We start from the raw sequence: 12683 nt of genomic DNA, 5'->3' as shown, positions 1-12683 counted from the left end.
CGCGGGACCCGCCGAGACTCGTGGAGCCCCACCTCGGCCCGGCGGAACGCCCGAGACACCGAGACCGCCCGAGAGCGGAAGGGCACGCGCCCCGAACCGCGGAGACCCAGCCCCCAAGGTCCCGTGGAGTCCCGCATCGGTCGTACGGACGCCCAAGGCGCCGAGGCCGCCCCGCAGAGCACGCGACGCGGACCACCGGCACATGGAAGTCCCCGAGGTCCTGTGGGGCCCCATACCGCCCCGGCAGACGCCCAAGACGCCAAGACGCCCGGCAACGGCAAAGCACGCGGCCCGGACCACTGGCACCCGAGACTCCCCGAAACCCCGTGGAACCCCACACCGCCCCGGCAGACGCCCAAGACGCCAAGACCGCCCGGCAACGGCAAAGCACGCGGCCCGGACCACTGGCACCCGAGACACCCCGAAACCCCGTGGAACCCCACACCGCCCCGGCAGACGCCCAAGACGCCAAGACTGCCCGCGAGCGGCAGAGCACAGGGACCGGGCCGTCGGCCACCCACGCAGCTACGGCGGCCGGGCCCGTGAACCCGGCCGCCACGGGTTGGCGGCGGCAGGACGCTCGGCGCGGTGGTGCGGGCGGGGGGCGGGGTCATACCACTCCCGCGCCCGTCGCGACGTACTGCGTGTCCAGGACGTCGCAGTACGCCGCCTCGGTGGCCGCCGCGACCCGTCCCCAGCCGAACCGGCGCAGGGTACGGCGGCGGCCCGCCTCGCCGCACGCCTCGCGTGCCGCGGGGTCGGCGAGGAGTTCGGCGACGGCGGCGGCGAGGGCCTCGGGGTCGCGGGGCGGCACCAGGCGGCCGGTGGCCGGATCGGCGACCGTGTCCAGCTGGCCGCCGACCGCGCTGGCGACGACGGGCCTGCCGCACGCCATGGCCTCCAGGGGGACGATGCCGAACGGCTCGTAGTCCGCGGGGCACAGCACCACGTCGGCCGCGCGCAGCAACGGCGGCACGTCGGTGCTCGGCACGCCGCCGGTGAAGCGGACCCGGTCGGCGACGCCCGCCTCTCTGGCGAGCGCGCGCAGCCGCTTGACCTCCGGGTCCTGGTCGAGCCGGTCCGCAGGGGGGCCGCCGACCACGACCAGCTCCGTCTCCGGCAGCAGGGCGAGCGCGGCGATGGAGACCGCGGCGCCCTTGCGCGGGACGAGGCGGCCGAGCTGGAGCAGTTGGTACCGCTCGGTGCCGCGCTCGGCGACCGGCCCGCGCGGCGTGAACAGCTCGGTGTCGACGCCGCACGGCACGACGCCGGCCTTGCTGGCCGGGATGCCCATCCTGCCGAGCTCGACGACCTCGTCCCGGCACGTGGCGATGACCCGGTCGCAGCCGAACCCCACCTCCGTCTCCAGGGCGATCCGCTGCGGCGGGCTGGGGTCGGCGAGCTGCTGGTGGCGCCGCTTCACGGTGCCGAGCGCGTGATACGTGTGCAGGAGGGGCAGCCCCAGTTCACGCGTGGCCCACAGGGAGGCCAGCCCCGACATCCAGAAGTGCGAGTGCACCAGGTCGGGCGGCCGACCGCGCCAGGCGCGGGCCAGGTAGCGGCCGAAGGCGCCCATGTGGGGCAGGAGTTCGTCCTTGGGGATCTGCTCGGGCGGGCCCGCGGGCACGTGGTGCACCTCCACGCCGTCGCGCAGCGGGACCCGTTCGGGGAGGTCGCGCGCGTCGCGGCGGGTGTAGACGGTGACGCGGTGGCCGCGGTCGGCGAGCGCGCCCGCGAGGCAGGCGACGTGCACGTTCTGGCCGCCCGCGTCGACGCCGCCGAGCGCGGCGAGAGGGCTCGCGTGCTCGGAGACGAGGGCGATGGACAGCCGTCCGGGGCCGACGGGTCCGGCGCTGAAGGTCCCGGGGCGAGCGGGGGTGCCGTCGGCGCCGGGATCGAAGGGGCCGAGGGATGAGGTCATGAGCACGCCTCCGTCATCACGCGCTCCCAGTCGTGGAGGAAGCGCTTGAGTCCGTACCGTTCGAGAGCGGCCTGGCGGGCCCGGGCCCCGTCCTCGGCCGCGGCCTCCGGTTCCTCCAGATAGCGCCGGGCGGCCCGCGCCAGGACCTCGGGCCGGGTGGACAGGGTGCCCGCGCCGGGCGGAACGGCCTCGACCGCCTCCGTGGTGGCGAGCGCCACGACGGGCATGCCCAGATGCATGGCTTCGAGGAGGGAGAGGCCGAGGGAGGTCCAGCGCACCGGGTGGAGGTACAGGCGCCGTTCCGCGAGCGCGCCGTGCAGCTCGCTCTGCGGCAGGTCGGCAGAGCGGCACCGGTCCTCGGGCAGCCCGAGGTGCGCGGCGAGCCCTTCGGTACGCATGCCGAAGACGTCCAGCGGGGCCGCCTCGCTCAGGGCGGGGAGCAGGTCCGTGCCGGTGTAACGGCCGCGCCGCTCGGGTTCGTTGACGACGACCGCGGCGCGGGCGAGGCGTCCGGTGTACCGGTGGCCGGGGTCGACGATGCCGTGTTCGATGACCTCGGTGCGGGTGCTGCCGCAGTCCCAGAACAGCCGGTTGAAGTGGGTGACGTGCACCAGCGTCAGGTCGTCGCGGTCCTTGCACGGGTGCCGGGTGTCGGGGACGTCGCCGTCCGGCGCGTTGTGCTCCAGGTACACGGCGGGCACGTCCCGCCCGGGGCGGCACCCGCCGAGCCAGCGTTCGGCCAGCTCCAGTTCGTGGGGGCGCTGGAGGACGACGAGGTCCACCTCGGTCTCCCGCAGCTGCTCCGGGGTCAGCTCCCGCACGGAGGCGGGCCAGGAGAACGTCCGGGCCCGGCCGAGGCCGTCGGGGCCGCGGTCCGGGGTGACGGGAACGAGGTAGGTGTGCGGGCCCTGGACGAACGCGGTCGTCCAGGAGCCGTGCACGTGCCACAACAGGATGTTCATACGCTTGCTCCTCGTTCCCGTTCCGTCCCGGGCGTGCGGCCCGGCGCGGTCATCGGATCGGTGGGTGTCACCGGCCGGGTGCGGCCCGCCGGGCCCGGCGCGCGGTCGGTGAGCCTTGCCACGGCGGCGAGCACCTCGGCGTCGTCGACTCCGTCGAGGCAGGGGTGGCCCGGCAGCGGACACTCGCGCGCCCGGGTGTCCGCGCACGCCGCGTGCTGGTCGCCCAGGAGGACGTGCGGCACGCCGTAGGGCGCCCAGCGCTCGGCCGGCACCACCGGCGCGAACAGGCAGACGACGGGTGTGCCCACGGCGGCGGCGAGGTGAGTGGGCCCGGTGTTGCCGGCCACCACCACCCGCGCCCGGGCCATGACGCCGGCCAGGCGCCGCAGGTCGGTGGCCCCGCCGAGGTCCAGGGCGTGCCGCCCGGCGACCTTCGCGGTCAGGTCCCGCTCGTCGGGGCCGCCGGTGACCACGACCCGGTGACCGGCTGCGCTGAGGGCCGCCGCGGCGCGCTCGGCACGCTCGGGGCTCCAGGCGCGTGCGGGGACGGCGGCGCCGGGGTGGAGCACCACGTACGGTTTGCCGCCGGTCAGGGGCAGGGTGTCCGGTGTCGCCTCCACGCGCAGCGCCCCGTCGTCGCCGGGCGGCAGCGCGAAGCCGCAGGCCTCGGCGAGGTCGAGGGCGGCCACGGCTTCGTGGCGGTGGGGCAGCCGCTGGTGGCGCAGGTCGAGGAGGGTGCCCGGGTAGTCCTCGCTGTCGGCGGCGGTCCAGCCGACGCCTGCGAGCTTCAGCAGCAGGGCGGCGGGCAGTGGGCTCTGGTGGTAGGAGACCAGCACCAGGGCCCGGTCGAACCGGCCCTCCGTCACCTGTGTCAGCAGTCGCTGTGTCGCCGCGTGCGACACGGGCGCCGGTTCGAGTCCCACCCACGGGGCGTCGTACACGAGGACGTCGTCGACGTCGGGCAGGAGCCTGCCCGCTTCCGCGCCCTGCGGACCGCACAGCAAGGCGGTGTAGGAGGAACCGGCCGCGACGGCGCGCACGGCGGGTCCGGCGAGCAGCACGTCGCCCGCGCTGTCCATGCGTACGACGAGGCTGCGCGGCTTTCGGAACGCGGTCATCGCTCCTCCACCTCCAGCGGGCGGCGGCGCGCGCCACCGGGATCGGCGCCGAGCGCCAGGCGTACGGCGGTAAGCAGGTCGGGGGCCACGGTGTCGGCGGCCTCGATCTCCTCGGGGCGCGTGACGGGGGTGGGGACGAGGACGCCGCGGGCCCCGGCGGCGCGGGCGGCCGCCATGTCGGCCCCGATGTCGCCGATGACGGCGGTCCGCGCGGCCGGGACGCCGAGCCGCTCGCAGGCGGCGCTGACCAGGCCGGGCGCCGGTTTCCGGCACCGGCAGCCGTCGTCCGGGCCGTGCGGGCAGACGGCCCATACCTGGAACGGGCCGAGGAGTTCCTCCACACGCCGCCGCACCGCCTCGACCTGGCCCCGGCCCAGCAGGCCCCGGGCGACGCCCGACTGATTGCTCACGACCCCGACCGGCAGCCCCGCCGCCCGGACGGCGTCGACGGCGTCCCGCGCGGTCGGCATGAGCCGCACCCGGGCGGGATCGCCGTTGTAGGGCACGTCCACGACGAGCGTCCCGTCCCGGTCGAAGAGAACAGCCGCGGGCAGGCCACGACGCGAGACCGTCCCCCGCGCAACGGGCCCCCCGACCAGCCAGGGCCCGTCACCGCCGACCGCGACTCCGGCCGGGCGGGGGCCGCGGCCGAGAGCGGAGGCAACCGGACCACCACCCGGAGCAGAAACGATCGCAACGCCGGGCGACGGGGGCCGGCCGCCGGGGCCGGAATCGGCGGCCGGGCAGAACCCGGCAGCACCCGAAGCCGTACCGGACGAACCACCGGCCAGCCGAGCACCGCCCCCGCCGCGAGCGGAGGCAACCAGACCGCCACCCGGAGCAGAAGCGATCACAACGCCGGGCGACCGGGGCCAACCGCCGGAGGCCGAAGCAGCCGGGCAGAACCCGGCAGCACCCGAAGCCGTACCGGACGAACCACCGGCCAGCCGAGGACCGCCCCCGCCGGAAGCGGAAGCCGGCGAGCCACCGCCCGAGGCGGAAGCGATCGCGACGCCAGGCGACCAGGGCCAGTCGCCGGGGGCCGTCGCCCCCAGGAACGAAGTCGTCGTCGGGTGCCCGCTCATCGGCCTATCCGTTCGTCGCGGAGCGCGCGCTGTGGCATGCCCGGGGGGTGGCCCGGCGTGCCCTCGTACGGGTCGAGCGGTGCCGCTGTGCGGTGCGTGATCTGGCCGCGCAGCCAGTGCCAGACGGCGGCGGGTGGGATGAGCACGCTGGTCGCGGCCATGGTGAGCACCTCTTCCCGGTCGCGCGGGCCGGGCAGGATCCTCGCCAGGGCGAACTCCGCGGTGCCTGCCAGCCAGGCCGTGGCGCAGGCGGTGGCGGCCGCCGACTTGCGCAGGGCGGCGCAGACGAGGGCCGCGGCGGCCGCCGCCGTGACGGCGAGGTGCCGGGGCAGCCGGCCGCGGGGCGCGGCGGCCCTGGTCCACCAGTCGCGGCCGTGCAGGCGGGTCATGAGTACGTCGTCCGCGTTGCCCCTCTGGAGGCGTACGGATATCCAGCGGTCGGCCGGGCGTACCGGGTGGGCCGTGGTGCGGGTGCCCGCGGTCACCGACCAGCCGGCCGCGAGCGCCCGCAGCGCGAGGTCGGCGTCCTCCCTGAAGGCGCGCCGGAACCGCTCGTCGAAGCCGCCGACGGTCTCCAGCGCCTCGCGCCGGTAGGCCATGTCGGCGGTGATCCAGCGCGCGGTGGCCAGCCCGGCGGTGTTGCGTTCCCAGTCGGTGGGCGGGCGGCCGACGGGCAGCGGGACGTCGATGCGGGCGGTGACCGCGCCCACCGTGCTCGTCGTGCCGTCCTCGGCCGTCGCCGCGGCGAGGTCGAGGGCGAGGTCGTCGCACCAAGTGGGGCCGGGGACCACGTCGTCGTCGAGGAAGACGATCCACGGCACCCGGCCGGCCGCGCGCCAGCCGGTGTTGCGCGCGGCCGCCGGGCCGCGGGCCTCGCCCCTCACCACGGTGGTGAGGGGGCGCAAGGCGGCCGGGATCTCGACCGGCAGGGGCATCGTGCCGTCCGTTCCGGGTCGGTCGTCGACGAGGACCACACGCTCCGGGTTCGGCCCCTCGGCGTCGGCGACCGCGCGCAGGGTCGCGTTCAGGCTCGGCCTGCCGAGTGTCGGTATCACCACGGCGTACGCGCTCTCGGCGGCGCCGGTGTCGTCGGGGTCCATCGCGTACTCGGGCATCAGGCTCCCCCTCCCTCGGACGCCTGGAAGAGGTCGCGGCGGCGGATCGCGTACGGGCCGATGGCCAAGAGGTCGACGGGTGAGGAACCGAAGCACTCCAGCGCATCGCGCGGATCGTCGACCATGGGGCGGCCCGCCGTGTTCAGGCTGGTGTTCACGACGACCGGCAGACCGGTGAGCTTCTCGAACTCACCGAGCATGCGGGCCACGAGGGGTTCGCGCGCCGGGTCAACGGTCTGGATGCGGGCCGTCCCGTCGACGTGGACGACGGCCGGGATCCGCTCCCGCCAGGCCTCGGCCACGTCGTGCACGAAGAGCATGTACGGGCTCGGCATCGGCCCGTCGAAGATCTCGGGGGCGCGGTCGGCGAGGACCATCGGGGCGACGGGCCTGAACTGCTCGCGGCCCTTGACGTCGTTGAGCCGTTCGAGGTTGCCCGCGTGACCGGGGTGGGCGAGCAGCGAACGGTGGCCGAGGGCCCGCGGGCCGTACTCGGAGCGCCCCTGGAACCACGCGACGATACGGTTCTCCGCCAGCGCCCGCGCGACGGTCGCGGCGATGTCCGGCGGCCGCTCGAAGGCCACGGCGGCCGTCTTCAGCCAGGCGCCGAGCTCCGCCTCCGACCAGTCGCGGCCGAGGTCGGCGCCGGTCATGGGCTCCGGGTCGTCCCCGTGTCCGGCCGCGAGCAGCAGCGCGCCGCCGAGGGCCGTGCCCGCGTCACCGGCCGCGGGCTGTACCCACACCTGGGAGAAGGGTCCCTCGCGGGCTATGCGGGAGTTGGCGACGCAGTTGAGGGCGACGCCGCCGGCGAGCGTCAGGACGCGGTGGTGCGTCTTGCCGTGCAGCCAGCGCGCGAGGTCCAGGAGCGTCTCCTCCAGGACGGCCTGGGCACTGGCGGCCACGTCCGCGTGGGCCTGCGTCCACGGCTCGTCGGCGCCGCGCGGCGGGCACAGTTCGTGCCAGGGCACGGCGGTGGCGCGGAAGCCGCCGTCGCCCGTCGGGTACACGTGCCGGCGCAGCTCCGCCAGCATGCGCGGGGTGCCGTGGGAGGCGAGCGCCATCACCTTGAACTCGTCGGAGGAGCGGAGGAATCCGAGGTGCGCGGTCAGCTCCTCGTAGACCAGGCCGAGGGAGTGCGGCAGGTCCTGCGCGTACAGCGGTTCCAGCTCGTCGCGGACCCGTCGCGCCGCGAGGTGCGAGGCGCGCTCGCCCCGGCCGTCCAGGACGAGGACGGAGGAGTCCTCGGCGTCGGGCGCGGCGAAGGCGCTCGACGCGGCGTGCGCCATGTGGTGCGGTACGAAGCGCACGATGCCGGGATCGAGGCCGGGCAGCGCGGCCTTGAGGAAGCCGGGGGCCTCGCGTGCGTACGTCTGCCGCAGGTGGTCCCAGGGGTCGTCGAGCCCCATGTCGCCTGCCGGGCGGGCGAGTTCGGGGTCGTAGGAGTACGTGACGGCGTCGAGGTCCTCGGGCCGCAGACTGGCCCGGCGCAGGCACCAGGCGGCGGCCTGCTCGGGCAGCTCCCAGGCCGAGAACGGCACGGGGCGTTTCCCGTGCTTGCGCCGGGAGAACCGCTCCTCCTCCGCGGCGGCGACGGTGCGGCCGTCGATCACGAGGGCGGCGGCGGGGTCGTGGAAGAGGGCGTTGATTCCGAGGATGCGCATGAGGGGGAGCTCCCGGGCTTCTGTTGGCGGGAAGGGCGGGACAGGGCACGGGACCGGTGCGGGAGGCCGGGGTCTGCGCGGGCCGGTGCCCGGCAGGGAGGCCGTCGCCGGTCCGGGTCAGTGATCCGCCGTGGCGCGGAACCAGTCGATCGTGCGGCGCAGGCCTGTCACGGCGTCCACACGCGGTTCCCAGCCGAGCTTGTCGCGCGCCAGCGTGATGTCCGGGCAGCGGACGGCCGGGTCGTCCGTCGGCCGGTCGATGAAGCGGATATCCGAGCCGGCGGAGTCGGGGCCGGTGAGGCCGATGATCAGGCGCGCCAGTTCGAGCATCGTGATCTCGGCGGGGTTGCCGATGTTGACGGGGCCGCGCATGCCGTGGGCGGCCGCCGCGAGGATGCCGTCCACGGTGTCGTCGACGTAGCAGAGCGAGCGGGTCTGCTGCCCGTCGCCGGTGACGGTCAGGGGCTCACCGGCCAGGGCCTGGCGGACGAAGGTCGGCACGGCGCGGCCGTCGTGGCCCCGCATGCGCGGCCCGTAGGTGTTGAACAGCCGCACGATGGCGGTGTCGGTGCCCTCGGCGTCGGCGTGGGCCGTGGTGAGCGCCTCGCCGAACCGTTTCGCCTCGTCGTACACGCTGCGCGGGCCCACGGGGTTCACATGGCCCCAGTACCGCTCGTCCTGCGGGTTCTGCTGCGGGTCGCCGTAGACCTCGGAGGTCGAGGCGAGCACGAAGCGGGCGCCGGAGCGGTGGGCGAGCCGGAGGGCGTTGCGGGTGCCGAGGCTGCCAGTCTCCAGGGTGTGCAGGGGCAGGCGCAGGTAGTCGGCGGGGGACGCGGGGGACGCGAAGTGGAGCACGAGGTCGGGCGGCCGGTCGACGTCGATCCCTTCGGCCACGTTCGCCCGTATCAGCTGGAAACCGGGGCGGTCGAGCAGCGGTGACACGTTCTCCGCCTGTCCGGTGCTGAAGTCGTCGACGCAGGTCACCGCGGTGCCCGCGGCGAGCAGGGCGGTGCACAGGTGCGAGCCGACGAAGCCCGCGCCGCCGGTGACGACGGCGTGTTCCCAGGTGGGCGACACAGGTGCGGTCATGCAGCTCTCCTCCGTACGCGGTGACGGCGTGCGGCGCCGGCCACCGGCCGCTCCGACGGCGCCGAGGCACCGTCCAGTCCCGCAACAGCCTCTGTCACCTGAGCGGTGACGGCTCGGCGGTGTACGGCATCCGGGTGACTCACGCGGAGTGAGGACGGGGCGTGGCGGACGGCGGGCCTGGTGCCGGCGCGGGGCCGCACAGCGGCGGGACCCGGCGGTTTCGCCGGGTCCCGCGGGCGCCTGGAGGCGGTGGCTCAGTCGGTGGAGAGCGCTTCGAGGAGGTCGCCCACCTGGGGGTCGGGGAGGCCGCGGGCGACGTCCGCCTGGGCGACGACGCCGACGAGGTCGTGGCCGTCGATGACGGGCAGCCTGCGGACCTTGTGGGTGGTCATGGTGCGCATGATCTCCGCCGCGTCGTCGTCCGCGCCGATGGTGACAGCCTCGCCCTGGGCGAGCTCACCCGCGGTGGTCGTTTCGGGGTCCTTGCCCTTGCCGAGGACTTTCACGACGATGTCGCGGTCGGTGAGCATTCCCTTGAGTTTGTTGTCCGTACCGCAGATCGGCAGCGCGCCGACGCCGAGTTCGGTCATCTTCCGGGCGGCCAGCAGGACGCTTTCATCGGCGCCGATGCACTCCGCGCCGCCGGTCATGATGTCTCTGGCGGTTGTCATGTCACTCCATTACTGTGAGCGGCCCGAAAGGGCCTCTTGTGGGGGGTGCGCGACGGCTTCTCGTGGGGCACGGCCGCCGTGCGACCATTCTCCGGCGTGATGACGGCAGGGGGAAAAGAAGGTCCGCCGAACGCGGCGATTCGCCGACCCGGGTCAGGGTCACCATTCGGCGCCCGGGCCGCAATCAGATCCCCGGGCCGTATTCGGCTTCCCAGGCCGTATTCGGCTTCCCGGGCCGTATTCGCCTTCCGGGCCGTATTCAGCTGCCGAGACCGCCGCTGCCGAAGCTGCCGCCGTCACCCTTGCGGTGGTCCTTCGGGTCCTGCGAGGCACAGCGGTGCGTACTCGACTGGCCGTACCCCTCCTTCAGCTCATGCGGCAGGAGCCGGCCTCCGTCCCGGGGCACCTCATCCGGCTCGCGGTATTCCCGCTCTTCCCTGACCGGGCCTTCGTAAGGCCGTTTCGGCTGTTCCTCCGGGCTCGGCGGGCGGGATTCGCGGGCACGTACCCGCTGACCCCAGAGAAAGGCGCCGAGAAGGACAGCGACCACGACGAGACCGGCGGCCCACATCAGGAGGGAGCCGGTGTGCCCGTCAGCGAGTTCCCACTCCATGGTTTCCATACGAGTGTTGTACCCGCCCTGTCCGAAAAATAGCTGACGGTGAGAGCTGCCGATACATCCGGACGATTCGCCCGGGCGATTCGCCCGGACGATTCAACAGGTGGGTTCAGCCGGTCACGCCGGGAAATCCCGGCGGGCGGATGTTCTCAGCCGAGAAAGCGGGAGGCCACCCGCAGGTCGGAGACGAGTCCCGCGAACGCCTCATCCCTGTCCTTCGACCGGAGTACCGCCGAAGGGTGCACGGTGGCGAGGAGGCGGCGGTCGCCGTCGCTCTCGTCCCCGGCGGCCAGCGGCAGGTCCGTGCCCGGCGTCAGGGGGAGCAGGGCGCCCCGCGACTCGGTCACCTTGAAGGAGCCGCCCAGCAGCGACTTGCCGGCCGTGGCGCCGAGGGCCACGACCAGTTCGGGATCCACGCGCCGCAGCTCGGCCGCGAGCCAGGGGCGGCAGGCGGTCAGCTCCCCGAGGCTCGGCGTCTTGTGGATGCGGCGCTTGCGGCCCTCGGTGACGGGCGCGAACTTGAAGTGCTTGACCGCATTGGTGAAGTACGCCTGGTCCTCGTCGAGCCCGGCCTCGCCGAGCGCCGAGCGCAGCAGCCGGCCCGCCGGACCCACGAAGGGCTCCCCGGCGCGGTCCTCCTGGTCGCCGGGCTGTTCCCCGACCAGCATCAGGCGCGCACGGGCGGGACCGGCGCCGAACACCGTCTGCGTGGCGTTCTCGTACAACGGACAGCCGCGGCAGTCGGCGGCGGCACGGCGCAGCGCCGGGATGCCGCCCCGTGCGGGGACATACGGCAGTGCCCCGTCGGATGCCTTCTGGTCCGAGCCCGGCATGGCGCCTCCCACCGAAAGCGTCTCACCGCGCCCGCTTCCCGGCCATCGGACGCCCGGCCCCCGCCCCGGTCCGCTCGCGCGTCACCGGCAGGGCGAGCGCCCCCACGACCACCGCGACGAGCATCGCCGCCATGGCGAGGAACGCGCGGCCGTAGTCGTCGGAGAGGGCGGCGGGCGTGTGCCCGGAGCCGGCCGCGATCGCGACGAGTACGGCGAGGCCGACGGAGCCGCCGATCTGCCGTGTGGCGTTCATCAGGCCGGAGGCCGCGCCCGCGTCGGCATCGCTGATCCCCGAGGTCACGGTGGTGGTGATCGGGGTGATCAGCAGGCCCATCCCGGCGGACATCACGACGGCGGGGCCGAGCAGGCCGACGAGGTAGCCGCTGTCGGGTGTGGCGCGGCTCTGCCACAGGAAGCCGGCGGCGGAGAGGGCCGCGCTGAGCACGATGAGCCGCCGGGCGCCGATGGACTCCATGAGGCGCGGCGCGAGGCGCGCTCCGGCGATGCCCACCAGGGTGTGCGGCAGGAAGCCGAGGCCGGCCTTGAGGGCTCCGTAGTGCAGGACGTTCTGCATGTAGAGCGAGAGGAAGTACCACATCGGGATGAAGCAGGCTCCGGCCAGCAGCATCACCGTATTGCCGACGGAGATGGCGCGGATGCGGAACAGGCGCGGCGGCATCAGGGGGGCCCGCGCGAATCGCGCCTCCACGGCGGCGAAGGCCGCGAGGGCGAGGACGCCGACGGCGAGCGCCACCGCGGTCGTCGGGCCGGACCAGCCGCGGCTCTCGATCTGCGAGATGCCGTAGGTGAGGGAGCCGACGCCCACCGTCGCGAGGACGGCGCCCGGGACGTCCAGGCGCTGCCCCTGCCCGCGCTCGCGGTCGGGGGTGAGGAACGCCAGGGCGGCGGCGAGGGCGAGGGCGCCGATCGGGACGTTGATCAGCAGGATCCAGCGCCACGACAGGGAATCGGTGAGGACTCCGCCGATGAGGTTGCCCGCCGCGCCGCCCGCGGAGCTGACGGCCGTCCAGGTGGCGACGGCCCGGGTGCGCGCGGCGCCTTCGGAGAACGTGGTGGTGAGGATGGTGAGGGTCGCCGGGGCCAGCACGGCCGCGCCGAGGCCCTGGACCGCGCGGGCGGCGACGAGCAGACCGGGGCTGTCGGCCAGGCCGCCCACCAGGCTCGACGCGGTGAAGAGCAGGAGGCCGAGGACGAAGACGCGCTTGCGGCCGTAGAGGTCGGCGAGCCGGCCGCCGAGCAGGAGGAACCCGGCGAAGACCAGGGCGTAGGCGTTGACGACCCACTGGAGGCCCGCGGAGTCGAAGCCGAGGGCGTTCTCGATCGACGGCAGTGCCACGTTCACCACCGAGACGTCGAGCACCACCATGAACTGTGCCGCGCAGGCCAGGGCCAGCACGGCCGAGGCCGCCCCGCGTCGCCCGCCGCCCTCGTCGTTCGAGGGGGTGGCCGCCCGTAATGAGTCGTCCGGTGAGTCGTCCGGTCCGCGCTGTGTCATGGGCCCTCTCGTCTCGGGTCGGTCAAGTTGTCCGGGGTCGAGCGTTGTTTTTAGGGTACAGACGTATCCTAAAAGCCTCGCCACCCCGGAGGA

The 12683-nt window shown here is 74.6% G+C and carries 11 protein-coding genes; all 11 read right to left on the bottom strand.

The features are described 5' to 3' along the window. Window positions 1–610: 610 nt before the first annotated feature. Window positions 611–1921, bottom strand: a complete 1311-nt coding sequence (locus ACF062_RS09030) for a glycosyltransferase (protein WP_392137105.1) — start codon at window positions 1919–1921, stop codon at window positions 611–613. Next, complete coding sequence (locus tag ACF062_RS09025) at window positions 1918–2883, bottom strand: glycosyltransferase (protein ID WP_392137104.1); 966 nt, start codon at window positions 2881–2883, stop codon at window positions 1918–1920. The genes ACF062_RS09030 and ACF062_RS09025 overlap by 4 nt, the downstream gene beginning before the upstream one ends. Continuing rightward, a complete protein-coding gene (locus tag ACF062_RS09020) occupies window positions 2880–4001 on the bottom strand; it encodes a glycosyltransferase family 9 protein (RefSeq protein WP_392137103.1) in 1122 nt (373 codons plus the stop codon). Before ACF062_RS09020 ends, ACF062_RS09025 begins: the two co-directional genes overlap by 4 nt. Beyond that, window positions 3998–4513 (bottom strand): HAD-IIIA family hydrolase, encoded by a 516-nt coding sequence (locus ACF062_RS09015; RefSeq protein WP_392137102.1) that lies wholly within the window; start codon window positions 4511–4513, stop codon window positions 3998–4000. Before ACF062_RS09015 ends, ACF062_RS09020 begins: the two co-directional genes overlap by 4 nt. A 569-nt stretch (window positions 4514–5082) precedes the next feature. Then, window positions 5083–6201 carry a glycosyltransferase family 2 protein gene (locus ACF062_RS09010; RefSeq protein ID WP_392137101.1) on the bottom strand — a complete coding sequence of 373 codons (1119 nt, stop codon included), beginning with the start codon at window positions 6199–6201 and terminating at the stop codon, window positions 5083–5085. Continuing rightward, window positions 6201–7862, bottom strand: a complete 1662-nt coding sequence (locus tag ACF062_RS09005; RefSeq protein WP_392137100.1) for a carbamoyltransferase — start codon at window positions 7860–7862, stop codon at window positions 6201–6203. Before ACF062_RS09005 ends, ACF062_RS09010 begins: the two co-directional genes overlap by 1 nt. Before the next feature lie 117 nt (window positions 7863–7979). After that, entirely contained in the window at window positions 7980–8951 is a 972-nt protein-coding gene (locus ACF062_RS09000; protein ID WP_392137099.1) for an NAD-dependent epimerase/dehydratase family protein, read from the bottom strand. Window positions 8952–9205: 254 nt separating this feature from the next. Further along, window positions 9206–9622, bottom strand: a complete 417-nt coding sequence (locus ACF062_RS08995) for a CBS domain-containing protein (RefSeq protein ID WP_356571759.1) — start codon at window positions 9620–9622, stop codon at window positions 9206–9208. 259 nt (window positions 9623–9881) lie between these two features. Then, on the bottom strand, window positions 9882–10244 hold the full coding sequence (locus ACF062_RS08990; protein WP_392137098.1) for a DUF6479 family protein: 363 nt from the start codon (window positions 10242–10244) through the stop codon (window positions 9882–9884). Window positions 10245–10390: 146 nt separating this feature from the next. Further along, the gene (locus tag ACF062_RS08985) at window positions 10391–11074 is read right to left on the bottom strand and encodes a UdgX family uracil-DNA binding protein (protein ID WP_392137097.1); all 684 of its coding nucleotides are present in this window, start codon (window positions 11072–11074) and stop codon (window positions 10391–10393) included. Window positions 11075–11096: 22 nt separating this feature from the next. Beyond that, entirely contained in the window at window positions 11097–12590 is a 1494-nt protein-coding gene (locus ACF062_RS08980; protein WP_392137096.1) for an MFS transporter, read from the bottom strand. Window positions 12591–12683: the final 93 nt, after the last annotated feature.

It is taken from the genome of Streptomyces sp. NPDC015345 (genome assembly GCF_043078805.1).
Classification (GTDB): Bacteria; Actinomycetota; Actinomycetes; order Streptomycetales; family Streptomycetaceae; genus Streptomyces.
This window is presented reverse-complemented; position numbering and strand designations above follow the sequence as displayed.

Excerpts from the sequence above, each read along its gene's own strand:
- ACF062_RS09030 (WP_392137105.1), bottom strand. The coding sequence starts at position 1,921 with ATGACCTCATCCCTCGGCCCCTTCGATCCCGGCGCCGACGGCACCCCC.
- ACF062_RS09025 (WP_392137104.1), bottom strand. The coding sequence starts at position 2,883 with ATGAACATCCTGTTGTGGCACGTGCACGGCTCCTGGACGACCGCGTTC.
- ACF062_RS09020 (WP_392137103.1), bottom strand. The coding sequence starts at position 4,001 with ATGACCGCGTTCCGAAAGCCGCGCAGCCTCGTCGTACGCATGGACAGC.
- ACF062_RS09010 (WP_392137101.1), bottom strand. The coding sequence starts at position 6,201 with ATGCCCGAGTACGCGATGGACCCCGACGACACCGGCGCCGCCGAGAGC.
- ACF062_RS09005 (WP_392137100.1), bottom strand. The coding sequence starts at position 7,862 with ATGCGCATCCTCGGAATCAACGCCCTCTTCCACGACCCCGCCGCCGCC.
- ACF062_RS09000 (WP_392137099.1), bottom strand. The coding sequence starts at position 8,951 with ATGACCGCACCTGTGTCGCCCACCTGGGAACACGCCGTCGTCACCGGC.
- ACF062_RS08995 (WP_356571759.1), bottom strand. The coding sequence starts at position 9,622 with ATGACAACCGCCAGAGACATCATGACCGGCGGCGCGGAGTGCATCGGC.
- ACF062_RS08990 (WP_392137098.1), bottom strand. The coding sequence starts at position 10,244 with ATGGAAACCATGGAGTGGGAACTCGCTGACGGGCACACCGGCTCCCTC.
- ACF062_RS08985 (WP_392137097.1), bottom strand. The coding sequence starts at position 11,074 with ATGCCGGGCTCGGACCAGAAGGCATCCGACGGGGCACTGCCGTATGTC.
- ACF062_RS08980 (WP_392137096.1), bottom strand. The coding sequence starts at position 12,590 with ATGACACAGCGCGGACCGGACGACTCACCGGACGACTCATTACGGGCG.